27 protein-coding genes are annotated in these 26,688 nt (G+C 33.4%); 15 read left to right on the forward strand and 12 right to left on the reverse strand.

Annotated elements, in window-relative coordinates; all coding sequences use genetic code 11:
* Window positions 1-5 precede the first annotated feature (5 nt).
* A complete protein-coding gene (gene rpmH / locus NZ853_00770) occupies window positions 6-161 on the reverse strand; it encodes a 50S ribosomal protein L34 (protein MCS7204210.1) in 156 nt (51 codons plus the stop codon).
* A 367-nt stretch (window positions 162-528) separates the two neighbouring features.
* Here rpmH and dnaN point away from each other — a divergent pair, with 367 nt between their 5' ends.
* Genes dnaN through NZ853_00800 form a run of 6 tightly spaced genes read left to right on the forward strand, consistent with a single transcriptional unit; the run spans window position 529 to window position 4,903 of the window.
* Window positions 529-1,656 (forward strand): DNA polymerase III subunit beta, encoded by a 1,128-nt coding sequence (gene dnaN / locus NZ853_00775; protein MCS7204211.1) that lies wholly within the window; start codon window positions 529-531, stop codon window positions 1,654-1,656.
* Window positions 1,657-1,658: 2 nt separating this feature from the next.
* Window positions 1,659-2,771 (forward strand): DNA replication and repair protein RecF, encoded by a 1,113-nt coding sequence (gene recF / locus NZ853_00780; protein ID MCS7204212.1) that lies wholly within the window; start codon window positions 1,659-1,661, stop codon window positions 2,769-2,771.
* Window positions 2,761-3,219 (forward strand): DciA family protein, encoded by a 459-nt coding sequence (locus tag NZ853_00785; GenBank protein MCS7204213.1) that lies wholly within the window; start codon window positions 2,761-2,763, stop codon window positions 3,217-3,219. The genes recF and NZ853_00785 overlap by 11 nt, the downstream gene beginning before the upstream one ends.
* Window positions 3,216-3,584 (forward strand): hypothetical protein, encoded by a 369-nt coding sequence (locus tag NZ853_00790; protein ID MCS7204214.1) that lies wholly within the window; start codon window positions 3,216-3,218, stop codon window positions 3,582-3,584. Before NZ853_00785 ends, NZ853_00790 begins: the two co-directional genes overlap by 4 nt.
* Before the next feature lie 43 nt (window positions 3,585-3,627).
* Complete coding sequence (locus NZ853_00795; protein ID MCS7204215.1) at window positions 3,628-4,536, forward strand: TIGR01777 family oxidoreductase; 909 nt, start codon at window positions 3,628-3,630, stop codon at window positions 4,534-4,536.
* Window positions 4,537-4,555: 19 nt separating this feature from the next.
* The gene (locus NZ853_00800; GenBank protein ID MCS7204216.1) at window positions 4,556-4,903 is read left to right on the forward strand and encodes a (2Fe-2S) ferredoxin domain-containing protein; all 348 of its coding nucleotides are present in this window, start codon (window positions 4,556-4,558) and stop codon (window positions 4,901-4,903) included.
* Window positions 4,904-4,909: 6 nt separating this feature from the next.
* Here the strand turns inward: NZ853_00800 and hemC are convergent, their stop codons facing one another.
* A complete protein-coding gene (hemC, locus tag NZ853_00805) occupies window positions 4,910-6,598 on the reverse strand; it encodes a hydroxymethylbilane synthase (protein ID MCS7204217.1) in 1,689 nt (562 codons plus the stop codon).
* A 64-nt stretch (window positions 6,599-6,662) separates the two neighbouring features.
* Between hemC and NZ853_00810 the strand changes: the two genes are divergently transcribed.
* Window positions 6,663-7,487 (forward strand): C1 family peptidase, encoded by an 825-nt coding sequence (locus NZ853_00810; protein MCS7204218.1) that lies wholly within the window; start codon window positions 6,663-6,665, stop codon window positions 7,485-7,487.
* On the opposite strand, the gene NZ853_00815 is transcribed toward NZ853_00810, so the two are convergent.
* Together NZ853_00815 and NZ853_00820 are read right to left on the reverse strand one after the other, a co-directional pair.
* On the reverse strand, window positions 7,478-8,665 hold the full coding sequence (locus NZ853_00815) for a hypothetical protein (protein ID MCS7204219.1): 1,188 nt from the start codon (window positions 8,663-8,665) through the stop codon (window positions 7,478-7,480). The two genes, NZ853_00810 and NZ853_00815, sit on opposite strands and share 10 nt — an antisense overlap.
* 36 nt (window positions 8,666-8,701) lie before the next feature.
* Window positions 8,702-9,997, reverse strand: a complete 1,296-nt coding sequence (locus NZ853_00820) for an adenylate/guanylate cyclase domain-containing protein (GenBank protein ID MCS7204220.1) — start codon at window positions 9,995-9,997, stop codon at window positions 8,702-8,704.
* A gap of 113 nt (window positions 9,998-10,110) precedes the next feature.
* Here NZ853_00820 and NZ853_00825 point away from each other — a divergent pair, with 113 nt between their 5' ends.
* Window positions 10,111-10,662, forward strand: coding sequence for a DJ-1/PfpI family protein (locus NZ853_00825; protein MCS7204221.1), 552 nt, complete (start codon window positions 10,111-10,113; stop codon window positions 10,660-10,662).
* Between the two features lie 12 nt (window positions 10,663-10,674).
* Here the strand turns inward: NZ853_00825 and NZ853_00830 are convergent, their stop codons facing one another.
* The 3 genes from NZ853_00830 to NZ853_00840 form a co-directional block, all read right to left on the reverse strand.
* Window positions 10,675-11,709: a flagellar filament outer layer protein FlaA gene (locus tag NZ853_00830; GenBank protein MCS7204222.1), complete on the reverse strand. Its 1,035-nt coding sequence runs from the start codon at window positions 11,707-11,709 to the stop codon at window positions 10,675-10,677.
* 27 nt (window positions 11,710-11,736) lie between these two features.
* Window positions 11,737-12,471 (reverse strand): flagellar filament outer layer protein FlaA, encoded by a 735-nt coding sequence (locus NZ853_00835; GenBank protein MCS7204223.1) that lies wholly within the window; start codon window positions 12,469-12,471, stop codon window positions 11,737-11,739.
* Between the two features lie 112 nt (window positions 12,472-12,583).
* Window positions 12,584-13,450 (reverse strand): ParA family protein, encoded by an 867-nt coding sequence (locus NZ853_00840; protein ID MCS7204224.1) that lies wholly within the window; start codon window positions 13,448-13,450, stop codon window positions 12,584-12,586.
* 81 nt (window positions 13,451-13,531) lie between these two features.
* On the opposite strand from NZ853_00840, the gene NZ853_00845 reads away from it, so the two are divergent.
* From NZ853_00845 to NZ853_00855, 3 genes are read left to right on the forward strand one after another with little or no spacing between them, the layout of a single operon-like run.
* Entirely contained in the window at window positions 13,532-13,969 is a 438-nt protein-coding gene (locus NZ853_00845) for a Spy/CpxP family protein refolding chaperone (GenBank protein MCS7204225.1), read from the forward strand.
* Between the two features lie 4 nt (window positions 13,970-13,973).
* Window positions 13,974-14,471, forward strand: coding sequence for a sigma-70 family RNA polymerase sigma factor (locus NZ853_00850; GenBank protein ID MCS7204226.1), 498 nt, complete (start codon window positions 13,974-13,976; stop codon window positions 14,469-14,471).
* Between the two features lie 4 nt (window positions 14,472-14,475).
* Window positions 14,476-14,754, forward strand: a complete 279-nt coding sequence (locus NZ853_00855; protein ID MCS7204227.1) for a hypothetical protein — start codon at window positions 14,476-14,478, stop codon at window positions 14,752-14,754.
* Here the strand turns inward: NZ853_00855 and NZ853_00860 are convergent.
* A complete protein-coding gene (locus NZ853_00860) occupies window positions 14,720-16,699 on the reverse strand; it encodes an arginine--tRNA ligase (protein ID MCS7204228.1) in 1,980 nt (659 codons plus the stop codon). The two genes, NZ853_00855 and NZ853_00860, sit on opposite strands and share 35 nt — an antisense overlap.
* 40 nt (window positions 16,700-16,739) lie before the next feature.
* Entirely contained in the window at window positions 16,740-17,738 is a 999-nt protein-coding gene (locus NZ853_00865; protein MCS7204229.1) for a 2-hydroxyacid dehydrogenase, read from the reverse strand.
* A 105-nt stretch (window positions 17,739-17,843) separates the two neighbouring features.
* On the opposite strand from NZ853_00865, the gene argG reads away from it, so the two are divergent.
* From argG to NZ853_00880, 3 genes are all read left to right on the forward strand, one after another.
* Window positions 17,844-19,127, forward strand: coding sequence for an argininosuccinate synthase (argG, locus tag NZ853_00870; protein ID MCS7204230.1), 1,284 nt, complete (start codon window positions 17,844-17,846; stop codon window positions 19,125-19,127).
* 128 nt (window positions 19,128-19,255) lie between these two features.
* Entirely contained in the window at window positions 19,256-20,191 is a 936-nt protein-coding gene (locus NZ853_00875) for a spherulation-specific family 4 protein (GenBank protein MCS7204231.1), read from the forward strand.
* A gap of 10 nt (window positions 20,192-20,201) precedes the next feature.
* On the forward strand, window positions 20,202-21,086 hold the full coding sequence (locus NZ853_00880) for a spherulation-specific family 4 protein (GenBank protein ID MCS7204232.1): 885 nt from the start codon (window positions 20,202-20,204) through the stop codon (window positions 21,084-21,086).
* 3 nt (window positions 21,087-21,089) lie between these two features.
* On the opposite strand, the gene NZ853_00885 is transcribed toward NZ853_00880, so the two are convergent.
* Both NZ853_00885 and mnmG read right to left on the reverse strand, forming a co-directional pair.
* On the reverse strand, window positions 21,090-21,896 hold the full coding sequence (locus NZ853_00885; GenBank protein MCS7204233.1) for an alpha/beta hydrolase: 807 nt from the start codon (window positions 21,894-21,896) through the stop codon (window positions 21,090-21,092).
* A 15-nt stretch (window positions 21,897-21,911) separates the two neighbouring features.
* Window positions 21,912-23,798 (reverse strand): tRNA uridine-5-carboxymethylaminomethyl(34) synthesis enzyme MnmG, encoded by a 1,887-nt coding sequence (gene mnmG / locus NZ853_00890; protein MCS7204234.1) that lies wholly within the window; start codon window positions 23,796-23,798, stop codon window positions 21,912-21,914.
* A gap of 137 nt (window positions 23,799-23,935) precedes the next feature.
* On the opposite strand from mnmG, the gene NZ853_00895 reads away from it, so the two are divergent.
* Entirely contained in the window at window positions 23,936-26,221 is a 2,286-nt protein-coding gene (locus NZ853_00895) for an alpha-hydroxy-acid oxidizing protein (GenBank protein MCS7204235.1), read from the forward strand.
* Here NZ853_00895 and NZ853_00900 read toward each other — a convergent pair.
* The gene (locus tag NZ853_00900; protein MCS7204236.1) at window positions 26,209-26,670 is read right to left on the reverse strand and encodes a hypothetical protein; all 462 of its coding nucleotides are present in this window, start codon (window positions 26,668-26,670) and stop codon (window positions 26,209-26,211) included. The two genes, NZ853_00895 and NZ853_00900, sit on opposite strands and share 13 nt — an antisense overlap.
* Window positions 26,671-26,688: the final 18 nt, after the last annotated feature.

The raw sequence follows: 26,688 nt of genomic DNA on the forward strand, positions 1-26,688 counted from the left end.
CTTTTTTATTTTCTGAAAACTTCGTCGGAGACGGTAAGTTTCCACCTTCCTTTTTTTCTTCTTCTCGATAATACTTTTCTTCCATCTTTTGTGGACATCCTTTTTCGAAAACCATGAGTTCTTAGTCGTGATACCCTCGAGGGTTGATACGTTCGCTTCATTGAATAACTCCTTTAAGTAGAAAAATGTTCTGATATTATTCTATATATTTTATACAACTAATCAAACTTTTTTTTATATTCTCTTAGTCAAATCATTACTTGTTAGAAGTGTGAAAATCATGTGAATGACTTGTATTGAAATGTGAAAATCTTTACTCACACTCACAAAGAGTGTGAAATCTTCGATTTAGTTTTTCACATAAAAATCACAATTCGATTGACTTAGTTCCGTTTAAATTTTTGATATTCTCTTTGGGAAAAATACCGACTTTTTAAATACAAATTATGGAATTTCACAATTTCATCCGTAACAAAACGACAAATTAAAAATACATAAGATATAATAGTTATAAAAGAGAGGTGGAAAATGGAATTCGTTATAAGAAGAGATGAATTTTTGGAATGTCTTAGTACTGTCACTACCATTACTTCGTCCAAAGAAATTAGTTCAATTGTAGGAAACGTCCTATTGGAGGCGGAAGACAATTACATTTCTATCACAGCAACCGATCTAGAAAAGTCTTTGAGAAACCGTGTTCCAGCTTTGGTTTCCAAGAAGGGAAGTATTTTGCTACCTGGAAAGAAACTCACAGAACTTGTCAAAGGATTTCGTTATGATACCATGAAATTTATGTCTGTTGGTGAAAAAGTGGTTGTTCAAAACGGAAATCCTGAGCAAGAAAGGAAATACAAAACTCATATCGAAATCATGGGTATGCCTTCAGATGAGTTTCCTATCCCTTTTCAAGTGAACAAACTGGAATTTCATTCTATGAGTTCAGTGATGGTTCAAGAAATGATCAACAAAGTTTTCTATGCTTCAGCTGTAGATGATGCAAGGATTGTTTTTAACGGGATTTTTGTGGAGTTTCGTGAAGACCTTTTACACTTTGTTGCAACAGATGGAAGAAGGTTAGCCCTCATCAAAAGAAAAGAAGAAAACTTTTTGAATGGCAGAACCATGATTATTCCTTTAAAATCTGTAAAAGAAATCAAACGACTACTTGCTGATTCTGAAGAAATCCAAATTGCTCATAACCCAAACGAAAATCAAGTTTATATAAAATCCGGAGATATATATTTTTCCACAAAACTGATTGAAGGAAATTTTCCTGATTATACCTATGTAATACCGACTGATTTACCTCACAGAGCTGAAATTTACAGGGAAGATTTTATAAACGCAATACGCCAAGCTATGGTATTTGCACCAGAGCCCAATAAGCAAGTTCAATTGCATTTTAGCCCGAATATCCTCATGGTGGTATCATCAACGCCAGAATTGGGAAAAGTCGAAGATGGAATAGAGTGTAATTACGATGGACCCAATATGGCTATTGGTTTTAACTCGAATTATCTTTTGGATGTTTTAGAAGCATTGACATCAAATCATGTAGTGATGTCGTTCAAAAACCCAGAGTCTCCAGTCCTCTTTCATGATCCAAATGATGAAAACTTTTTGTGCATTGTAATGCCTATGAAAATCCATGAATAAATGTGATTATAGAAAGCTTAGTAGTTGAGAACTTTCGAAATTATCAGAAAGAAAATCTTGGATTCTCTCCATCTTTGAATTTCTTCGTCGGAGAGAATGCCGCAGGAAAAACGAATCTTTTAGAAGCGATTGGATATTTTTTGTTATACCGTTCCTTTCGAGAAGTTAAGGATTTCGATCTAATCCGAACAGGAGAAAATTACTTTTACATCAAGATTGATGTTATTAATTCAAAAGGTGAAAAAGCAACATACGAAGTGGGGGTTGAAAAGAGAAACCAACAACTCCAGAAAAAAATCAAAAAAAACGGCAAAAACGTAAAAAAAATCTCAGAAATCATAACAGACATTATCGGAGTTTTTTTCCTGCCTGAGGATATTGATTATGCTGACTCTATTCCTAAAAGAAGAACCTTTTTTGATTATCTTTTTTCAATTTTAGATAGCGATTATTTGAAGGTATTAAATGATTATCAAAAAACCCTCAAACAAAGAAATGAACTTTTACGAAGAATCATAGAAAAAAAAGGGAATTATCAGGAGCTCGATATTTGGGATGAACGATTGATAAACTATTCCCTGGTAATCATGGAAAAAAGAATAAATTATTTGAGAGATTTTCAAAAATACTTCGAGAGAAGGATAACGGAAATTTCTGATTCAAAAGATGAGATTTCTGTTGAATTAGAGCAGCCAGATCTTGAGACTTTCAAAGAAGGATTTCTTAACAATCGCTACAAGGACTTAAAGATGGGAACAACGACGATGGGAGTTCATCGTGATAAATTTTTATTTCTTGATAAGAGAAAAAGAAAAGATATTTCGTTTACCTTCAGTCAGGGTCAGAAACGAACATGCGTGATTTCTATGAAGTTAGCAAAAAATGATTTGTTAACCGCAAAATACAAAAAACCACCCATTCTTTTTATTGATGATGTTTTTCGAGAATTGGACAGTAAAAGAAGAACCTACTTTATTAAATCTATTGGGGAAGTAGGACAAGCATTTTTTACTATTCCTGCCATTAGTGAAGAAATAGCGATCTTAGAAAGATTGAAGGGACAAAAAGGAAAGGTATTTGAGATTCAAAACGGAGTGGTCATGAATGAATATTGACCATTTATACACGGAATTCAAACCAAGAAGGTTAACAAGAAAAGAAAAAGAGAAGGTTTTGGAATTGCTTTTTGGTGAGGAAAGTGCAGATAGAAAAATCGAAGAATACTTGGAGAAACATTGGAAAAAATTTTTCGGAAGATATGCTAGCTTAGTAAAAATGGAATTTGTCAAAAATAAAACCCTTTATGTGAGTGTTCCTAACAAACTGGTTCTTCAGGAAATATTGTTTCAAATTACAATCATCAATGACTCAATGAAAAGAGATATAGATGAAACAATAAGAGGAATTAAAGAGCTTCATCCTACAAAAAGAAAAAAGGAAACAAAAACCACTCCAAAAACTCCCATCAGTCCAAACAAAAACTCAGAGTTAAACGAAAAAAGTGAATTTGAATTGAAGAAAAAATTTCTTTTGGATTTACAAAAGATTATCAAAAATCGATGACATTCTTCGTTACAATCTTTGGAATATTGATTTCGGTATTGGTGATTTTGTATTTTTTAGATATCGTTGATAAAACAAAGCATAGGAATATTGTTAAAAACGAACCCATTACGTCTGAAAGTTTGAGGAGAGCTATCAACAAAACATTAAAAGAAAATCAACAAAAACCAACAGAGAAAAGACTAAGGATTTGTCCCATTTGTGGAACTATTTTAAATAAAAACGATTATCTAATCGCAGCGTTTGAACCCATCGATGATCCAAGAAAAAAACGAAAGGTTCACATTTATGGATGTCCCTATTGTTTAGCAAGTGATGGGGTCATCAAGTCAAAAGAGAAGATTCATCCAGATGAATTAGCGTGAAAAAGGAATAGACAAAACTAAAATTTACTTATTATTGATTAACATGAAAAAGATTACCATCACAGGAGGAACAGGTTTTATCGGAAGAAAATTGACGGAATATTTTATAAATAAAAATCATAAAGTTCTTTATCTATCTCATAGTAGGAACAAAAAAGCAAATGTCCCAATTTATTTTTGGGATCCCAGCAATCAGCAGATCTCCGACGAGGGAAAGCAAGAGCTCTTATCATCGGATGTTGTGATACATCTTAGTGGTGCTAACATTGCTGAAAGACGTTGGGATGAAAACTACAAAAAATTGATAGTAGAAAGCAGAGTAAAATCAACGAAATTTTTATCAGAAATTCTCAACCAAAACCATCAGTCACAAAAACCTGAGGTTGTGATTTTTGCATCGGCAACGGGTTATTACGGAAATCGAACGGAAGAAGTGGATGAATATAGCCCACCGGGAACCGGTTTTTTAGCAGAAACTTGTGTTCAGTGGGAGCAAGCATCCATCAATCTACATCCTCATATCAGAAAAGCTCATATCCGAATAGGTTTCGTAATGGATAAAAATGAAGGTGGGTTTCCCAGAATGATACTTCCCATCAAGTTGTTCGTTGGAACTGTTCCAGGTTCAGGAAAACAATACGTGAGTTGGATTCATATTGATGACTTGGTTAGGATTTTTGATTTTATTTTGGAGAATCCACAAAGTAGTGGGGTTTATAATGGCACAGCGCCAAATCCTGTTACTCTTGAGGAGTTAATGAAAAAAGCTGCAAAATACCTAAATCGACCCATGATATTTCCTAACATACCGGATTTTGCTTTAGAGCTAATCTTAGGTGAGATGTCTCAAATAGTTCTCGAAGGTGCAAAAGTAATTCCAAGCCGAATTCAGAAAGAAGGTTTCGTTTTTCAATATCCAGATATAGATAGTGCTTTAAAAAATTTATTATAAAATTTTATAAAAATTATTTATGAATGAAGCAAAAGAAATATTAAAAAAGTTAAAAGTAGAGAATTTGGAGTATCACATATTTCTGTGTGCAGACCAAACTGAACCTAAATGTGTAAGTAAAGATGAAGGATTACGTTCTTGGGAATATTTGAAAAAAAGACTATCAGAATTAGGTTTGGTTCAGTCAGGAAAAGTGTTTCGAACAAAAGCAAATTGTCTGCGGGTTTGCAAGGAAGGTCCTATCATGTGTATTTATCCTCAAGGCAGGTGGTTCAAACAATGCACTCCAGAAGTGATTGAGATGGTCATACAAAATTATATTTTGAAAAAGAACGAAGAAGAATTAAAAGATTATATTATTTATTAATTTATTTTATAAAAATTCTTTAATAATTTTCTCATAACTTGGCTCAGAGGACATTGCGTAAACACTAAAACCTTTTCTCAAGATATGTTGGAATGTGGTTTTTCCTAAACAAATTAGTCTCCATTTTTTCGTTTTTTCTTCGATAAAATAATTGTGATTTTTTAGGGATGAATAAAATGCATCAAATAAAGATGGACTTCCAAAAATTAAATATGCTTTCTCTGGGATAGAGTCAAGCTCTTCTTTTGTCAGAGTTCTACTTTGAATTTCATAAGTTATCCATTGTTCTAAATGTGTGTTGTTGTCGTTATGATTCATTAAGAAATCAAAAAACTCGTTTCTACTTTCTTTTGCTGTAATGGCATAGATAATCTTTGGTTGATTTTTGTATGAAGCCATAATCATTTCAGCAATTCCAAAAGCCGTTCCATCATGACTTATGAAAACTTCATTTTCTTTCAGCTCAGGAAACAAGTTCAATAAAGTTTCTTTACTTTTCTTCCCGTTTACAAAGATTAAAGGAGAATCTTCGAAATTATGATGCTCTAAACTTTTGATACCTTCTACGCTAAAGATTGCGTAAATCCGATGAATACTTTCTTTTTCTATGGGTGATGAGATTAAGACATGTTTTTGGATTTCTTTGTAATGCTTAACTTCCATTATAGGAAAATACAAAATACTCTGGGTGAGAAATTTTTTGCTGATTTCATTAAGTTTTTCTTCTTTTCCGAAAAGAACAATCGGCAAATCCTCAGTGATTTCTTCATGTAAAAATTCGACAAGTAGGGCTCTGTCCTTGTGGTATCTTTTTAAATAAAAGTCTTTTTTCTTTTTGCTATAAGGATATTCTTTTCCCAGAAACAAGTTAGCTTGATAGAGCGAATGCTCTTGAGAATATTTTGAATGGATTCCTAATGGCAAGTGACAACCACCTTCTAATTTTGCTAATAAACCTCTCTCTATGTGGATGATATTTTCGATTTGTGGATCGTGGATTTGTTTTAGAAGTTCGATGATTTCTTTGTCTGACTCACGGCATTGAACAGCTATTGTTCCTTGTCCTGGCGAAGGGGGAAAAACCTCAGCATCTAAGGGCACGATTTCGATTTCAGAAAGGTATTTTTCGTCTATCCAGTCAGACTTTTGTGAGAGTCTTTCTAATCCTGCTCCAGAAAGTAAAATGGCATCAATATCATCAAAAAAAAGCTTTTTTATCCGAGTAGGGACATTTCCTCGAATATCTTTGGTTTTTAAAGAAGGGAAGAAAAAACGTAGCATGGATTTCCGACGAAAAGAGGAAGTTCCAACGACCCCATCATTTTTTATGAATGGGAGCTGATCTTGAGATTTTTTGTCTTTACGAAAAATCAAGTAGTCTCGATAATCAAGGCGTTGAGGCAAAGCAGCTACAATTAAGCCCTTGTGGGATTTCGTAGGCAAGTCCTTAAGGGAATGGACAGCAATATCAGCAGTGTTTTTGAGTAAAGCTTCTTCGATTTCTTTGGTAAAAAGTCCTTTCGTTTCATCACCTCTTTTTGCTAATTCAGTGAATGAGGCGTAGTTCAAATCTCCTGTTGTTTTTATGATTACGAGTTCGCTTGATACTCCAAGTTCTTTGAGTCTTTCTTGAACATACTCTGCTTGAGCGACGGCAAGGTGTGAGCCTCTTGTGGCAATGCGTAAAATCCTCACATTTGTTGAAAATTTTTTTATTTAAATCAAATCAAGAAAATAAAAGAAAATAAAATCAAGACATATGAAAACCCAGAGATTACTTGTTCTTTTGATTTTCGTTTCTTGTGTGACTGTTGATGAAGAAGGAAAACGGATTGAATTTACTTCATCGTATTCTCAAAAAGAATGGAGTATCCATGAAATCTCGGTAGGTCCCAGATGGTTAGATAGAGAAAAAGAAATACCTCTTTTGATTTTGTCAAGAGATGTAAATCTTCCAGTGGAGTATGTTTTAAAAGACCTGCCGGATGTGAGGGATCAGGGAAGACAAGCATCAAGCACTGCTTTTGCTGTAGGATACTTGACTATGAGTTATCATATGCAAAGAAAAGGTCATAAGCAATATATATGTTCTCCTTCTTTTGTTTATAATCTCTTAAATAATGGCAAAGACGAAGGAATAGAAGTGATTGATGCTTTGTATTTACTGAAAGATACAGGTTGTCCCTCAGAAACTTTATTTCCCTACATTGAATATGATTATCGAATTCAGCCCACACCAGAAGTCATTAATTCCGCCTCAAGCTATAGAATCAAGGGCTTTGCAAGGATTGATCCTACGGATGTGTTTCAAATAGCAACACTAATTTATCAAAACAACATCTTGATTGCAACGATTTTTATTACAGAAAACTTTTTGAATTTAAAAGAAAAAGAATACACTCCGAAGGGTAGACTGATTGGAAAACACACTATTGGAGTGGTTGGTTATAACTTAGAGAAAAGAAAGTATATCGCTCAAAACTCAGCTGGCAAAAAGTGGGGAGATAACGGATATTTTTGGATATCTCATCTTTGGTTTGAACGTTTGGTGGTTTCATCCTACGCTATTTTAGATCAAAACTGAAATGAATATTCAATACCTACCTCGCTCACTACATCTTTGTTTTTAGGTAGAAAGCTTAATATTTTTAACTCTGATAACAAAATAGGTGTGATGTCTCCAAATAATAGTCCTGTTAGATTTATATTCTCCTCAGGTTCGATTTTTGGAGCTTTCAGTTTATGAGTTTCTTGTTTATAGCGATAAACAGCACGAACGATGTGTTTTGGGTTGATTTTATAGCCATATGAAAAAGACGCTTCGTATCCCGGGACTTCCAATAATGCAGGACCATCAGTGAGCCTAGATCTCGGAAGCAAAAAGGAAATCGTAAAAAAGTTTACATTAGGATTGTTTAAAAGGTTGAAAATCTCTAAATTCCTTGTTCGGTCTACTCTTTTGTAGCTAACAGCTCCATAGCCTATATAGGGGTCTATGTTGAAAAAAAACTGATGTGAGCCTAAAATTTCTAATAAATAATTAATTCCAACTCTTAATTTTAGGAATGACTCCGTATAATCTAATTTTTGTTCTAAGAATGAATTCGTTAGAATTGGGGTAGATGCATTGATCGTTGGAGGATTGGTGTTAGTAATTTGTATCAACGATACGACTGAGGTGTCTAATCCTCTTGCGGTGTAGCCATATTGAGAAGAGTCTAATCCTAAACCAATACGAAAACCAATGTTTTTTAGATAAGGGTTTTCTTGGAAGAGAAAAAAATCATTATGATAACCGAAGGAAACATTGTTAAGTGTTTGATTATAAGAAGGATAAAAACCCACTTTTGAATTAGTAAGGATAACAGAAATATTGCCGAAGTTGTTTTGAAAAGTTTCAACGACAGTTTCTAATCCAAAAATTTGCCGAGAACCAGATGTATGAATTTGAATATAAAAATCAGAACACTGGTTTTCTGAACACTCAGGTGTAGAAAGTTGGAATCCAGAGGCTTTGATTGTAGTTGGGAGAGTATATAAACTCAAATTAACTTTTCCTTTGAGTAGGTTATCGAAAAGCTTTATATATGAGATTTGGAAAGCATTTCTGATGGTTGCAGACTCCCAGCTTATATCTGAGATCCGAATGTTCCAATGATCTATGGAATTCAGATTTAGTGTATTGAATTCTGATGGGATAATTGAAGTTTTAAGCAAAAGTATTAGAAGTATTTGATTGAATGTTCTTATCAGCCATTTCATATTTTACAAATTATATTAATCTATTTTTTATGTCAATTATTTTCTTTTAAAAACAAAAAATGTTTCAATAGAAGAAATATTTTTGATGGGAATAACTCCTCGTGTTTCAAAAGTGTACTCTGAAAAATTTTTGACTTCTTCATATACGTTTTTGGAAATGTGAATTCTTTGCGGAAGGGATAGGGTTTCTAAGCGTGCAGCTATGTTTACGGTATTTCCCCATACATCAAAAACAAACCTCCAATTTCCAATGATTCCTGAAATAACGTCTCCTTTGTCAATACCTATTCGAACTGACCATTTAAAGTTTGTTCTTTTCTGGAGATCTGTTTGCTTCTTCTCTATGAGTTCAATAATTTCGAATGAGGCTTCAATCATTTCTTTGGTCTGGTTTTTATCCGAAAACAAACCACCAGCAAACATATAACTATCACCAATAGTTTTGATTTTTTCTAAATTGTGTTTTTTTATTATCACATCAAATTCACGAAATAGTTCATCTAAAATATTTAGAACAACATCAATCGATGTATTTTCCATTATAGTGCTAAAAGAAACAATATCAATAAAGCCAATAGTGACATTTCTTGATAGAACAGGTTCGATAGTAGTTTGCTTTCTTAATTTATAAGAAACTTGAACAGGAAGAACTTTATGAATAAGTTCGTCTAACTCTGAATTGGCTTCTTCTAACTTTATGTTTTTAAGGAAGTCTTTAACTTTACTTTGAAAGAAAAACTGCGAAACAAGAAATGAAATAAAACTCAAAATAGGAATGTTGACAAAATGAGCCAGAAGTATTTGATCATTCTTTTGGAAGTAGGGAAGAAGATAAAACAAAAGGGTTGAGCTTAGTGAGTATAGAATTAAACTGTCAATAGGATAAAGATATAACAATGCAGATATTCCAAAATAGCCCATAAGTATCACTGTGATTTGTCCATTTGCCAACTGATCCAAAAGAGTCATCCAAATCAGTATGCTAAACAAAAACAAAACATTGAGAATAAAATATATTCGAAATATCTTAGGTTCCTTCAGCTTCTTTAAGATTACTTTTGATGTTATGAATGTAATTAAACAATAGATTAGAAATAAGAGGTGAGAAATAGAGAGTAATTTTGATATTTCATCCATAGAACCGTCAAGAAATCGAAATAAATCCCAGATTAACAAAATGATTGATACAATAGATAACACCAAAGAAAATTTAATCAACCGTCTAAGATTAGTTGTTGCTATATCGTAAAAGAAGAAGATTTGTTGTAATGGATCGTGAATGGAACTCTTTGGGTTAAAGAAATAGTATAACGCTTTTATGGTGGATTTCATTATCTCGAAGCTTTTTTAATGTTTACTCTGTTTGTTTTTAATTATTTGTCAAACGAAAATGAGAATATTTTTTTCTTAGTTGACAAAGAGTTCCATTTATTGTGTTGTTTCTTATGGTTCGTGTTTTGGTTCCTTTAGCAGATGGTTTCGAGGAAATGGAAGGTATTATCATAATTGATGTTTTAAGAAGAGCTGGAGTTGAGGTTATCGTTGCTGGCTTAGATAAAAAAGAGATTGTCGCATCTCGAAAAACAAAACACATAGCCGATTATACTTTAGATGAAGTAAAAGATTGGGAGTATGATGCTATCGTTTTACCAGGAGGTTCAGAGGGAGCAAAACGTTTAGAAAATGATGAAAGAATTAAACAAATCATTGAGCGATTACATCAAAAAAACAAAGTGATTGGAGCAATTTGCGCAGCTCCTAATGTTCTTTTAAAGCATAATATCCTTCATGAAGACGATGTCTTCACTCTACATCCCTCAACTTTACCAAGTAATTATACTGGCAAATATGTCGATGAAAGAGTGGTAAAAAGTAGAAACATCTACACCAGTAAAGGACCCGGAACTTCTTTTGAGTTTGCTTTATCACTTGTGGAAGAGTTATGTGGAAAAGAAGTAAGAGAAAAAGTAGAAGCGCCTATGTTTGTTAAAAGGTAGATAGGAGACTATCTACCTTGTGGGTGTTTGTTGGGGTTGTTCTGGTAAGGGTTGTGCTGGACCTGGAGCTTTCGAACAATCTCTGAGTTCGTAAATCTCAGGATTTCTTGCGTGTTGCCTTAAGATACGTATCAAACGGTTTTTGGTTTCACAATCAGCCTTATCAAAATCGATCTGAGCTCCATCAAAGTAAGGTTCAAAAATATTAGTGAGGATTCTTAACTCATCAAAGAAAAGGTAAACAGTTTCTAACGATGTCTCTGGAGTTGATCTCACTTTAAATTGTTTAAATACTAAGGTCTTGATTTGAGGGTATGATTCTACTGACTGAGGTATATTTCTTGGTATGTTTACCGTTAACGGACGCCATCCCACAAAATCTAAAGAACCAAACTTCAAAATGTGGGTATCACCCCGCCAATCTTCAATCCAACCCTCAAGCGTGTATTCATTCCCTCTCCCTAGCACCCAAACAGAAATCTTTTGAACCTCGCCTGGAAGTTCAATGCCGACAACACAATCGATCATTTGAGCTCGTTGGGTTCTAAAAACTGTTGATAATGCGGGATTTTGATAACAAGAACGAGCTTTATAAGTTTCTACGAGAGCAAGCTCGTTAAGGTAAGGTCTTGGTCTTTCTACGATGTATTGGTCAACAGCTGGGGGACGAATAGTCACAACATTATAGCCTGGAAAAGTAAATGCAAACTTGACTCCTAAAATGCGTACATCTTCACGGTCAATATTGTACCTGATGTCAGCAGGAGTACCTCTTATGAGCTTTACTTCCCTTTCTGCTTGGAGGTTTGATGCAATCGGTTGATAGGGACCTCTTGTTTTTGTGTCTTTATCGGTATGAACCTCCCATCCATATCCACCACCAGAAAAATCCCTGTCCCAACTTTCGACCGTCACAGCTCTAACTTCACTTGCTGAAACATCGCTTCCGATCGCAGTTTCCACTCCCGCACGCACACCATCAATCAACAAAATGGATATGATTGAAAAAACGATTATCGACGATTCCAAAAGGAGTTTCTTTTTCATTTTTTAACCTCTCATAATTTTTTAAAATTACCAATTATCTTTGATTTCGGAACCAGGATAAACGAGTTCTGATCTATCCACCAACGCTTTAAGTCCATCCACATAGAAATAAAACTCACCACCAACCTCATGATGATCGCTCACAACATAAATACTAATAAATTGTAGGTTCTTATCTATCATGGCAAAACGAGTACTTTGAGGTATCCATCCAGGAACGGAAACAGTAAACTTTCTCCATCCAAAGAAATTCAATTTACCTAATTTAATGGAATGAAAGTTTCCTTTATAATCGCGAATTTTAAGATACATGGTATGCCTATAATTTCGTCCTAGAACCCATATAGAAAACTGTCTTACTTTCCCTTTGATGACATAGGGATGTGGTGGCTTAACTTCCACTCGATCGAATCCACGATTAACGAAATAAGTTTTCACACCCAACACGTGATTAGGATTGTTGGGGTCTACGTCAACTGAGAGAGCTTCTCCTTCGGGGGGACGCATATTTTCGTCGTCTGTGGCTCGGATTTCTCCTCTTTGAACTAGTTTTAATGTCTTGGTTTCACCTAATGGTGAAGTAGGTTTAGCAAGCCAGTCCTCTGCTTGTTCGAAATCCTCAAGATCGATCTGAATCAAAGGGCTGTCCTGAATAGCTTGAGGAACATTAGTTGTTGGTTGATCTTGTGGTGTCTGCTGAGGATATAATGAAAATGACATTAGAATAAGACAACCAATAAAAATTTTAAAGATATCTCTCATCTTAGCACCTCAGGTTTTGTATCGGATTTTGGAAAAAAAACATTTATGATTGCTTATCTTTTTTCCTATCTTTAAGATACTTTTTTCTTTTCCCGAGGACAATCAAAAAATTTTATTTCTTTTGGTTTGCTTCTATTCTTCTCATTATTTCCTCAGCAAAGGCTCGAAATTCTTGTTGGAGGGGTTGGTATTTTTTTGAACTTTCATTGAAAATATTGATTTTTCTTCTCATGATGCTTGAGATCAGAATGCGATCGGAGATAAAAGTTTCAAAGACTTTGTTGGGGAATTTCTCTGAAATTTTCTCATATTCAATTTGAAATTCTTTGATGAGGTTTTGTCTTTGAGTTCGAACCTTATTCAAAATGATCCCTAAAAATTTCGTTTTTCCATACCAGCTATGTATTAGTTCTTCTATGTGTTTGTGAATGAATGGAATACCAAAACTCGAGACAAAATCAGGAATGGTAGGTATTACGTAAAAATCACTGGCTAAAATGGCATTGCGAGATAAAACATAAACATTCGGTGGACAATCAAAAAAAATAAAGTCGAATTCATCTTTTAAAGATTTGAGGTATTTTTGCAAAATGAAAAATCTCTGAGATTCAAACTCTTCAATTGACATATATAAAGGTTTTTGATAAACTAATTTCATTTCATATTCGGGCAAATTCAAGTGTCCAGGAAGAAGGTAGGTTTTTTTTGATTGTTTGATAGAAATCAACCAATCGGGATCAAAAGACAATTTCCCCTTGTAAAAGGCTTCAATTACACTGATAATAGAGCCCTTGTTTTCGATATGTTCCACCCATTCCGTATCTTTGACTGCACTGATAGATAAACTACATTGAGGGTCTAAATCAATCATCAGAACACTTTTTTGAAAAATACTGGATAATGCATAAGACAAATTCAAAGTTAGGGTAGTCTTCCCTACTCCTCCTTTGTAGTTTATAATAGAAATTGCAATGGACATTTTTACGATTATCGGTATTTTTTGATGACTTTTCGAAAAAAGGACGGGAACTTTTTATGCGAGAATAAGGTCATATTGGGCATGAAAACAAAAATAACCATCATCGTGATTTTGGGTTTCACGTGGATTTTTAGTAATTGCTATGGACATCACTATCCTCCAGAGAAAAGACTAAACAAAATGATAAAATACTTAGAAAAAGAATTGGACTTAACTGAAACACAAGTAGCCCAACTAGAACAAATCAAACAAAAAATGTTAGAAAGAAGTAAAAGCCAACGAAAAGTCCCTTTTTGGTTTGAGGATGGATTTTTGTCTCAACTAGAGTCAGGAAAATTGGACAAAGAAGTTTTGAAAAACGAAGTGAGATCCTTACACGCAAAAATGTTGGAAAATCGGTTACAAGATATCGAGGATCTTTATCCTTTCTATCTAAACTTGAGTCCAGAACAAAGAAAAGAATTAGTGGAACTCATGAAAGAACATAAGAAGAGATTTGAAAAATACTATCGAAGGTGAATTGATGTCTTCCCAAGAGATAGAAAAACTCGTCAAAAAGACAAAGAATCTGGTTTTATCTGTAATTCAAAAATACGCAGATGATTTAGCAAAACCTTACATAGACGATATTTTTCAAGACGTTTATGTAAGGTTATTGCTGTCTTTAGGGTCTGATAAATTTCGAAACAAAAGCAAAATCACGACATATTTATATCAAATTGCGAAGAATGAAACTTTGAGATATAACGAAAAACTCAAAAAAGAGCGACAAAAAAAAGAAAAACTAAAAGAATTTTGGAAATCAAAAAATTTCATTTCTGAAAAAACAGAAATTTCTATAACAAAAGAACAATTTCTTAACAAAAAATATTTGAATTCACTGCAAAGAAATATATTGAACTTATACTTAAATGGTTTTAGTTTGAAAGAAATCGCAAAACAACTAAATCAGAAAGAGGGGACAATAAAATCAAACTTATTTCGGATTAAAGCCAAAATCCAGAAATTCGAAAAGGGATAGCTTTATGAAAGAAAAATCAAAATCATGGAAAGAAATCGAAACCAGAAGAAATGACGAAAAATGGGAAAAAAAGATGGCAAGAAAAATATTTATTAGATACATTTATAAAAAAAATTTATATTTAATACGTAGCATTTTGATCGGATTTGCAATCTTAGGAAGTTTGTTTATATATTATCAGTTCAAAGAATACCAAAAAGATTTGTATTTTCAATTAATGTCAAATGTTTTTTATTACGAGTCAGAAATTACAACAGATCTTCTTTCGTTATTTGAAGATTAGTTTTTTCTAATCTATTAGGTGCTTCCATTCCCAGAAGCTCCAAGCCATTTTTCAAACAAATTTTCACTCCAAGTAGGATTGAAAGTAATACTATTCCTTCTTCCTCGTTTTTTTCAATGATTTTGTTTTCTTTCTTAATGTAGAACTTGGATAAATCATTGGCAATTTGATAGAGAAAATACAAAAGCCTGTGAGGTTCCAAAGAAGTTGCGGATTCATAGACTTCATCAGGATAGCGAGCTATCTTCAAAAGCAAGTTCCTTTGGTAATTTTGCTTTTCGAAAGCAGTTTGGGAAGAAAAATCGTAGAAATTTAAGCGTGGTTTTAGTTGGAATAATGTTTCTTTATCAAAAAAAGCTTCTTCTTTTATTGCGAAAATTCTTTCTTCTTCTATTTTTCTAAAAATTGAGTGTATCCTAGCATGAGAGTAAGCAACATAGTAGTAGGGATTTTTCTCAGAGGTGTCTTTTGCTTCGTCAATATCAAACTCCAAATGGGACTCAAAAGATCTCATTAAGAAAAAATACCTTGCAACATCAATTGGAATTTCTTCTAATAACTCTTTCATTTGGATGATCTTCCCAGCTCTTTTGCTCATCACGATAGGTTTTCCGTTTTCGAGAAGTGTGACTTGTTGAGCTATCAGGACATGAAAGTTTTCTTTGGGAAAACCTAAAGCTTGCATAGCTCCTTTCATTCGAGGGATATAACCATGATGGTCGGGTCCCCAAATGTTGATGATGGTATCAAATCCTCGTTGGATTTTTTCGTAATGATAAGCGATGTCAGCAAGTAAATAAGTAGGCTTTCCGTTCTCACGAATAATCACTCGATCTTGATCATCTCCAAAATCAGAACTCTTAAAAAAGATTTTTTTGTCTTTTTCATAAGTGTGGTTTTTTAGTTTTTCGACAATTGAAAAAACTTTACCACTTTCATGGAGTGAACTTTCCAGAAAGAAATTTTCAAAATGGACTCGAAATTTTTGCAAGTCCTCCTTATGTTTTTGAAGAAAATACTCTGTTGCAAGTTTTGAAAATTTTTTCGCTATTTGATAAAGTTCTTCATTTAAGATTTCTTTTAGATTTTCCTCAGTCAGATTTGGGTTTTGAGAGATTTTCTTCAAACGCTGAATTTCGTTTTCAGAGATAGAAATGGGATGATGTTTTAGAATTTCGATGAGAGCTTCTTGGATATACTCACCATGATAGGCTTCAGAAGGAAAGGGCAAACCTTCTTGTTGGGGATAAATGACTTTGTCATGATTTTTTTGGGAAAATTTCAACGGAATTTTCTTGAGTTCTAAAAAACGAAAAAGAAAACTAATTCCAAGGAGCTCTACTTGATTTCCATAGTCATTCACGTAGTACTCTCGGAAAACAGAATCACCTATAGCCTCCAAAAGATTACAACAACTATCACCCAGGGCTGAAGCTCGTGCAGAAACAACATTCAAAGGACCTGTGGGATTTGCCGAGACAAACTCAAAAATGATTTTTCTTGGTTTTTCTTTTTTAAATCTCCCATAATCATGATTATGACTCAAACATCGAAAAAGAAAGAAAAGTAAAAGTTTAGATTGAACAAAAAAATTTAAAAAGCCTGCCCCTGCAACTTGAACATTTTCGAACAGATCGTCGAAACCTATTTCATCATCAAAAAATGAAAAGGGATCATCGAGTATCAATTCGCTTTTTGACAACTTGGTAGTTTTGATAAAGGGTATCCATTTCTGAGCAAATTCGATGGGATTTCGTATTTGGAACAAGTTTCTGAGTTCTTTGTTCATTGCTGTTGTGCATGTATAGTCACCGAAAGATTCTTCTTTTGGGATTTCAATAGTGATGGATTTTCCTTGGATGATCTCAGAAGAAATAGATTGGCTTTCGGCAAAGGAAATCAAACTCTTTTTGAGAAACTTATCGATTATCTCCTTGATTCGCATAATTCAGAATTTTTCTTTCGAAGTTCGGGATCAAACGTTTTTACTTTACTTCGTTGACAATTTGCTTCTTTATAAAGAAATTATAAATATTACTTAATGTTGTGTGAGCTATTTCGTTTAGGGCATTTTCTGTAAAGAATGCTTGATGAGAGGTAATCAAGACATTTGGGAAGGTTATCAATCGAGCAATCAGATCATCTTCGATAATTTCGTGGGAATGATCTTTGAAAAAAAGATTCTCTTCTTGTTCATAAACATCAAGCCCCAAATAGCCGATTTTTCTTTTCTTTAAACCCTGAATTACAGCTTTGGTGTCAATCAATGCGCCTCTTCCTGTATTGATGATCATCACTCCATCTTTCATAAGAGAAATGGTTTTTTCGTTAATAATGTATTTTGTTTCTGGTGTCAATGGACAGTGTAGGGAAATGATGTCTGAATTCCGAAAAAGAGTCTCCAAATCTACATATTCAACTATATTTTCTTTTACCAAATCAGGATTTTGAATGATATCATAAGCCAAAACTCTTGATCCAAACCCCCTCATTATTCTTGAAAAAACACTTCCGATTTTCCCCGTGCCAATCACACCCACAACCTTTTGGTTCAAATCAAAACCCATTAGACCATTTAATGAGAAATTTAGTTCTTTGACTCGATTATATGCTTTGTGGGTTTTTCGGTTCAACGTTAAAATCAGGCTTACTGCATGTTCAGCAACGGCATTTGGGGAATACGCAGGGACCCGAACTACTTTTAGGTTGTGTTTTGATGTGCTTTCGATGTCTACATTGTTAAAACCGGCACATCTTAAAGCAATCAAAGAAACACCATTATTAGAAAGAGTTTTAGCAATACTCTCATTCACTATATCATTTACGAAGATACAAACAGCGTGATAGCCATTACTAAGAGAAGCCGTTCTTTCATTCAAGGGAAGATTCACAAATTCAAGTTCAAATTGGAAGTTTTTATTCCACTTTTTGAAAAATTCGACATCATAACTTTGACTACTATAAAAAAGAATTTTAGGAATCATCGTGTAAAAGAATATCCTTCAACCATATTAGTAAATCCAAAATTGAAAATCAAGTATGACAATTTTGAAACTTTACCTAAAAGTTTTCATGAAAATATTGGCAGCATGGGAAGTATCTTAAAACATTTACCGAGAGGTCAAAAAGTAGCTCTGGCATTTTCAGGTGGTTTAGATACGAGAACAGCTACTCAATGGATGTCAGAAAATGAAGTTGAAGTTTATTGCTATACGGCAGATCTAGGACAACCTGATGAACCTGATATCCAAAGCATTCCAAAAATCGCTTATGAATATGGAGCTAAAAAAGCTGTAGTTTTAGACTGTAGAGAAGCCATAGCAAATGAAGGAATGAGAGCCATTCAATGCGGAGCATTTCACGTCCAGTCTGGTGGATTGAAGTACTATAATACCACACCAATCGGGAGAGCTGTAACAACAAAAGCTATCATGGAAGTGATGAAGAAGGATGGGGTATCGATTTTTGGTGATGGAAGCACACATCGGGGGAATGATATCCAACGCTTTTTTCGTTATGCAAAACTATTTTATCCTGAAGTTCAAATCTACAAGCCCTGGTTGGATCCAGCTTTTGTGAAGATGTTTGGTGGAAGAAAAGAAATGGCTGAGTATTTAGAGAAGAAAGGAAAACCCTATAAAGCATCAGTAGAAAAAGCCTATAGCACTGACTCCAACATTTTAGGAGCAACTCATGAAGCTAAAGATTTGGAGTATTTAGATAAATCCCTCAAGATAGTTGAACCTATAATGGGAGTTCCTTTTTGGAGAGATGATTTCTCTGTAAAGAAAGAAGAAGTAGAGATTGAATTCCAAGAGGGAATTGTAGTTTCAATAAACGATGAAAGGTTTTCTTCCATGTTTGAGATGTTTAAGAAAGCAAATGAAATTGCTGGAAGGCATGGTTTAGGGATTTGTGATATGGTTGAAAATCGTGTTATTGATGCCAAAAGTAGAGGTGTTTATGAAGCTCCCGGCATGGCATTAATCCACATTGCTTATGAAAGACTTTTGCAAATTTATTTGGATGAAGATGCATTTGATTTGTATTTTCATTTGGGAAGAAAATTAGGAAGACTCCTATATGAAGGAAAATGGTATGATTTTGACGCAGAAATTATTAAAGAATCCCTATTTAAAATGTCTCAGATTATAAGTGGAAAGGTGCTGATCGAACTGGATCGAGGAAATAATTACATCATCCTAAGAACAGAAGCAAAAAATGGGAATTATCATCCAGAGTTATTATCTATGGAAAAAACAGCATCTTTATTTACCGAAGAGGATCGTATAGGACAGCTTGAAATCCAAAACTTGAGTTTATATAACAACAGAAACCTAAAAGCTTTACTAAAGAGATATACAAAAACATAGTTATTTCAACTATAGAGATTTTAAGGTAAAACAAAAGAGTATTAATACAGAATTAAATAAAAAATACAAAAAAATTTTACTATGTAATTTTAAAAAAATCTTCTTTATACGTTAACTATTAATAGAATATGAAAAGAAAAATCTTGTTTTTATTGGTGTTGTTGCAAGTATTTAGCGTTTTGTCATGCAAGAAAACGAAGAAGAACCAGTGGTGGTTATTACTTTTGTTGAATCAAAATCACGCCGAGGAAACAACTACTGCGATACAAACCATAGAATTTTCTGTTAATCAAGAAAATCCTGTCTCAACTAATCAAAGTTCAAAGAAATTGAAGGCACTCGTAATGATGTCTATATATCCAGCAATGTGGCAAGAAGATGATCAAGAACCAAAAAAATACTGGATTAAACTGATATCAGCAGCGAATTCTAATTATTATGTGATTGTATATCCTCCTTACGATCAAGAGAATTCTGACTATACTGATGCTTTAGGAAGACTGGCATTAAAAGGAGCTATACCCATTGCTTATGTAGACACGAACTATGGGAATGTGAATAAAGAAGATGTTAAAACTAAAATTGATGGTTTGTTTTATAATTATTCTGGCAAAGTTCGTGGTATTTATTTTTCTCGCGTTTCAAGTCTTTATGCGAAGTATAATCCTGACACAGGAGAAATCGAGCATTTATATGAATATCATAAAGAACTTTATGATTATGTGAAGTCAAGATATCCCAACTCTTTTGTGGTATTAGGACATGGAAGTATTCCTGATACCTCTTATTTTTCAATTGCAGATATCAATTTGCTTTTCGTAGAAACTGAGAGTATGCTAGAAGGCTTTTTTACAAAATGGAACTCTCTGCCATGGAAAAGTTTATTTCAGAACGAAGATTTTGCTATAGTAGTTAGAAATGTCCAATTGGAGAATATAAACTCTATCATCCAAAGATCAAAAGAAAAAAATATCTATACAATTTACTTATCAAACAAAGGAAATTTTGAGGAATTTCCAGATGATGAGTTTTGGAATGCATTAATTATAAACTATGGAAATTAAGGAGAAGTATATGAGAGTTCATAAATTAATTGTTATATTAACATTGCATTTATTGTTGCTTGACTGCACTCAGATTCAAAAATCCACAGGCAATGATCCAAATCCAAAAAAGAAAAAAGAAAAGAGAGAGAAAGAAACATTAGCATTGCTTTTACTTTTACAACCCTCTCCAGTAATTATAGGAGAAGAAAAAAAAGAATTCAAATCAAGTATGAAAATTCTCATACCAGCGTATTTTTATGACTCCTACTTTTGGAATCAGTTGTTAAAAAAAGTTAATGAGAACTTTGTTGTAATTCTCAATCCATCCAACGGTCCGGGAACTTCAAGCGATTGGTTATATCCTCAATATCAGTATTGGAATCGAAAATTAGTAGAAAAGAATGCGATTGTTATAGGTTATGTTCCTACAGACTATGGAAGACGAAACATAGATAGTGTGAAAAATGATATTCAACAATGGAGAATTTTATTTCGAGGAATTCAAGGTTTTTTTATCGATGAAGCATCAAGTAACAAGGACAGTTTAAGCTATTATCAAGAAATCTACAATTACGTAAAAGGAATAAATAGCAATTTAAAAGTAGTGTTGAATCATGGAGTATTCCCCGAATCAGAATTCTATGACATAGCAGATATAAACGTTGTATACGAAGAAGATCCAAATAAGCTTACATCTTTCTCACCAAGAGATAATGAGTTAAAATATTCAAAAGAGCACTTCGCAATGATAATTCATAGCGCTGATAAAAAAGATTTAGAAAAAATGCTCTTATATGTTGAGGAGAAACACATAGGTTTTATTTACATCACTGATAAAACGATGCCTAATCCTTTTGATGAGTTACCATCTTTCTGGGATGACTTCACATCGAAGTTTTTTATTGTAAATTAGGGATTAACTTATCAAAAAATAATAAATAAACTTCCAGTATTCGGGATGGTCGCTAATGGTATTGTGTGTTGTATCATCGAGAATATAAAATTCCATCTTTCTTTGATCACTAATGTATTGGATTAAATTCTTTGTAGAAGATAAGGGGACAACTTCATCATTCTCAGCAGCTAAAATAAGTATAGGAATTGACACATTTTGAATGTATTTGTAAGAAAGAAATTTGTGTTTTACAAGTTGCGATAAAGTAAAAGGATAATATTTTTTTGCTAAATTTTCTACACTATCAAAAGGAGTAATTAAAATTAATTTTGAAGCTTTGACTTTAGATGCCAAATAGGAGGCAACCCCGCTACCAATACTTCTTCCCATAAAAGAAATTTTTTCATAGTTGTGATTTTGCACAATGTGATGATATAGAAGTTCTGCATATTCAAAAAATGAAGATTCTGAAGGCGTTCCTGATGATCCATTGTATCCAGGGTAATTAAGTAGAATCCATCTGAATTCAAGAGCTCTATTGAAGCTTGAGATTTCCATCAAAGTGTAATTTGTATTCTCGGCATTTCCTCCAAAATAAAATACAACATGTCTGGTATTATGATTATTACTTTCCCAATAAGTAATTTTCTTTTCGTTGATGTAGAAAGTTTTAAACGTAAAAGGATATGTTTTTTCTATGGTGCGAATTTCCCTTTCATTATAAGGGACAGGGTAAAAAAGTATTTTGTCCTGAATGAAGTACAAAAAACAATTGTATGAAAGATAGAAAAACAAAAGAAATAGAATCAAGAACTTTATAGAATTCACACTTAATAAAGAACTTTATTTCGCCATTTGCTGGATTTTTAGATACAACAAATCTATATCGGGGGGATCAATTCCTGAGATACGGGATGCTGATTCTAAGTCTTTTGGTTTGAATTTTTTTAATTTTTCTATTGCTTCTTTTTTTAGTCCTACAACTTTTTCGTAATCGAAATCATCTGGTATAGCAGTTTTTTTGATCTTTTCTCTTCTTTCAATAAGTTCAAGTTCTTTTTTTACATAACCTTCATATTTGATTTCTAGCTCAATTACCTTTCTTAGGTCTTCTTTCAATTCCATTACCTCGGGGACAAAAATAGCAAAGTCCTCTATAGCGAACTCAGGTCGTCTTAAAAATTCACCCGCAGTTTTTCCATAATGTTGTGGTATATCTTCTATGTTCTTTTCTTTGAGTAACTGTTTAAATTCAGTTGTTGGTTTAATACCAACAGAGAATAGTTTTCTTTTTACATCATACATTTTGTCATATTTATCTTGCATTTTTCGGTATTCATCTTCTGAAATTAATCCTAATCGATAAGCATATTTCATTAATCTATAATCAGCATTGTCTTGTCGAAGCAGTAAACGATGTTCAGCTCGACTTGTGAACATTCTATAAGGATCTTCAACTCCTTTGTAAACAAGATCATCAATCAACACACCAATATATGCTTCTGCTCGTGAAAGAATGAGAGGCGGTTCCTTTCGATAAGAGCAAAGAACATTAATTCCTGCCATGATCCCTTGAGCCGCTGCTTCTTCATATCCAGTTGTTCCATTGATTTGTCCTGCAAAATAAAGATTCTTTATCTTTTTGGTCTGTAAATCAGGTGTGAGTTCTCTGGGGTCTACATAATCATATTCAATAGCATACGCAGGCTTCATGATTTCTGCTTCTTCTAAACCTGGTATCATACGAATTATTTTCCATTGAATTTCTTCTGGTAAGCTCGTGGAAATACCATTTAGGTAAACTTCGCCTGTATTTACACCTTCTGGTTCTACGAAAATTCGATGTCTTGGTTTGTCATGAAATCGAACAACTTTATCCTCGATGCTTGGACAATATCTTGGACCTATGCTTTGGATTTGTCCATTATACATAGGTGCACGATGTAAGTTTGCTAATATGATCTTATGAACTTCTTCGTTAGTATAAGTAATGTAGCAGTCTATTTGTTTTTGAGTAATTTTTTCAGTGCTATAAGAGAAGGGGATGGGATCCTCATCGGGTGGTTGAACTTCCATTTTAGAAAAATCAATCGTTTTTTTAAGAACTCTGGGTGGGGTTCCTGTTTTGAGCCTTCCAACTTTAAATCCATAATGGATTAAGCTTTCTGTTAATCCCATGGCTGCGAGTTCTGAAATCCTTCCACCTCTTGCTTGAAACTCACCTATGTGTATCAATCCGCGTAAGAAAGTTCCTGTTGTTAAAATTACAAAGTCTGAATACAGTGTATGACCTCTTCCCGTTATGACGCCTCTTACAACATTATCTTCAATTAAAAGAGATTCTACAGTATCCTGTCTTAAATACAAATTTGGTGTTGCTTCTAAATGCCACTTTACATGATTTTGATATGCTTTTTTCTCAGCTTGAGCTCTTGGTGCCCAGACAGCAGGTCCTTTTGAACGATTCAGCATTTTAAAGTGGATACCAGTTTTATCGATAATTTTCCCCATTATTCCACCAAGAGCATCAATCTCTTTCACAATCTGTCCTTTTGCAATTCCACCTATGGCAGGATTACATGACATTTGACCGATTGTGTCAAGATTCATAGTAATAAGTAAAGTCTTCATTCCTCCTTTTGCAGTGATGTGAGCTGCTTCACTGCCAGCGTGTCCACCACCTACTACAATCACATCGAAATGATTAGGTATAGTATATTTTTCATTCATAATTGCAGTTACAAACTGAGCTTGAACTGGATTTGTTATAACAAAAAAGTATTTTATTGATTTGTGGCAAATAAAAAAATATTTTATATTTTCAATTTATTACTAATGAAAATTTCCATCAAATTAAAAGGTGAGTTATGAAAACTTATGAGAAAAAAACTTTGATTATCATTGGAGGGGGAATTCTCCAAGTTCCTTTAATTGAAACTGCAAAAGAAATGGGGTTATTCACAATCGTAATGGATATGGATCCTCAAGCACCTGGAATGTTAATAGCAGATCATCCTGTTGTCATGAGCACGCGTGATGTAGAAGGATGTGTTCGAGAAGCTGTTAAACTTTCCAAATTAAGAAAAATTGATGGTGTGATAACTGCGGGAACAGATGCGACCAAATCAGTCTCAGCAATTGCTAATGCATTGAAATTGCCAGGTATACGATATTCTGTTGCTGAAGCGGCTACAAATAAAGTATTGATGAGAAAAGCACTAAAACAACACCAAGTTTTAGTCCCCAACTTTGAACCTATATGGAATCTACAAGATTTGTATAAAGCAATAGATAAAATAGGGTTTCCTGCAGTTCTGAAACCAACGGAAAATATGGGTGCAAGAGGAGTAATTAAAATTTCGAAAAGAGAGGAAATACCCGTAGCTTATCATCATAGTAAAGCATTTTCACCTACTGGTGAATTAATTTTAGAAGAATATTTGGATGGTTCAGAACTTTCAATCGATGCATTGATTTGGAAAGATCAAATCATGATAACAGGGATTGCAGATAGAGTCATCACAGGAGAGCCTTACTTTATAGAAATTGGTCATAATATGCCATCGTCATTACCAAAATCCATTATTGATGAAGCGAAAGAAACAATGAAAAGAGCCATAAGAGCAATTGGAATTGATATTGGTGCAGCGAAAGGGGATTTAAAAGTTACAGAAAGAGGTATATATGTAGGAGAAATTGCAGCAAGACTCTCTGGAGGGTTTATGTCTTCTCATACTTATCCAATATCATCAGGGGTAAAACTCTATAGGCGAGCCATACAAATTGCTATGGGAGAAGAACCTGAACCAATAGAAGAGAATTTTGAGTTTGTTTGCATTGAAAGAAGTTTGCTTTCCTCTCAAGGAAAGTTGATTTCAATTGATGGCGTAGAAGAAGCAAAAAGGATAGATGGTATATGTGATATTATCATAACTAAAAAGATTGGAACTATTTTACAAAAACCAACAAGTAATATTGATAAAATAGGACATATCATAGCAAAAGCAAAAACATTAGAGCAAGCCATAAATATAGCTGAAAAAGCACGATCCTATATACAAATTCAAATAGATGAACTCGAAGGAATCGACTGGACTCAAGTTGAGAATAATGCTCGTAAACGTTTTCCAAATGATGTTTGTTGGGTTTGTAAAGTTTGTGATGGAACTAATTGTGCAAGCGGAGTTCCCGGGATGGGTGGCGTAGGAAATCAATTTTCTTTTATTGATAACATTCGTTCTTTACAGGAATATAAAATTTTGCCAAGATATATTCATCGTGATGTAGAACCAGATTTAAGTTTTGAATTCTTAGGTAGAAAATTTGATGTTCCAATCATGATAGCTCCTATGACGGGAGCTTCAACGAATTTAAAAAATGCGATCAGCGAAGAAGAAATCGTAGAAAATTTTTTGAAAATAACAAGAACTGAAAATACAATCACTTGGGTTGGCGATGGTATCACACCTGAGCGCTATAAAACAATATTTCAAGTGATAGAAAGATTTTTTGGTAATGCTATCGCTATATTAAAACCAAGAGATAATGATGATGAAATTATCAAAAGAATTCGTTATGCAGAAGAAATTGGATTATTAGCAGTCGGTATAGATATAGATGCTTTTCTTTTCAAAACTTTTTTGTTGAGAAAAGAGAAAGGTAGATCACGTAATGTTGAAGAATTAAAATACATTCGTAAACAAACAAAACTTCCTTTCATTCTCAAAGGTATTTTAACATTAGATGATGCTTATAAAGCCATTGAAATAGGGGCGGATGCAATAGTTGTATCAAATCATGGTGGTAGAATTCTAGATAATATACCAGGAGTTGCAAGGATTTTACCAGAAATAGCAAAAGAAGTAAAAGGAAAAATTAAAATCTTAGCTGATGGAGGAATACGCTCAGGAAGTGATGTGTTTAAGATGTTATGTTTAGGAGCTGATGGAGTATTAGTAGGAAGACCATTTCTCATAGCTATTGTTGGTGGAGGTGATATTGCAGGACGGCATTTATTAAGACAATATAAAAATGAACTTTACTATCTTATGAAGCTTTACGGAATTGAAAATATAAAGGAACTAGACTCAAATTTACTTTATAAAGTAGAAAACTCGCTTAGGACTCAAAAGAGAAAAGACTACATCTTATAGTTTTTTATGATTTTCAGAAGATTTTGTTTATTAAGCTTTAAAATAATTTTACATTTGTTTTCATAAATAAACTTTGATGCTACATAAGAATAATTCAAAAGTTCTTCAAATCGAATGCCCCAGTATATCAAATCTGGCTTAGAATAAATGTTAGGATGATATTTGTGATTTGTTAAAGAAAGATAAGCATTTGTAATTAAAAAGACCATTCTTTCTTTTGCCATAAATTCAGCTCTATTTAAGCAGTTTTGGAAAATATCTTTTTTACTTGCAGCATCATGACGTAACTCCGAAGTACCAATACTTTGCAAAGTATGATTATCTAGAAACCCTTCATCTTCGTGATTTAATGTAACAAATTTTATGTAATGAATTTCTGATGTTTTACAATATGAAAATTGAGCTAAAAGTGCAAAGAGTATTATGAATGTAATTTTAAATGCATTCATTACGAACTTGAAATTTTT

The organism is Leptospiraceae bacterium (assembly GCA_025059995.1).
In the GTDB taxonomy this organism is placed as follows: Bacteria; Spirochaetota; Leptospiria; order Leptospirales; family Leptonemataceae; genus SKYB61.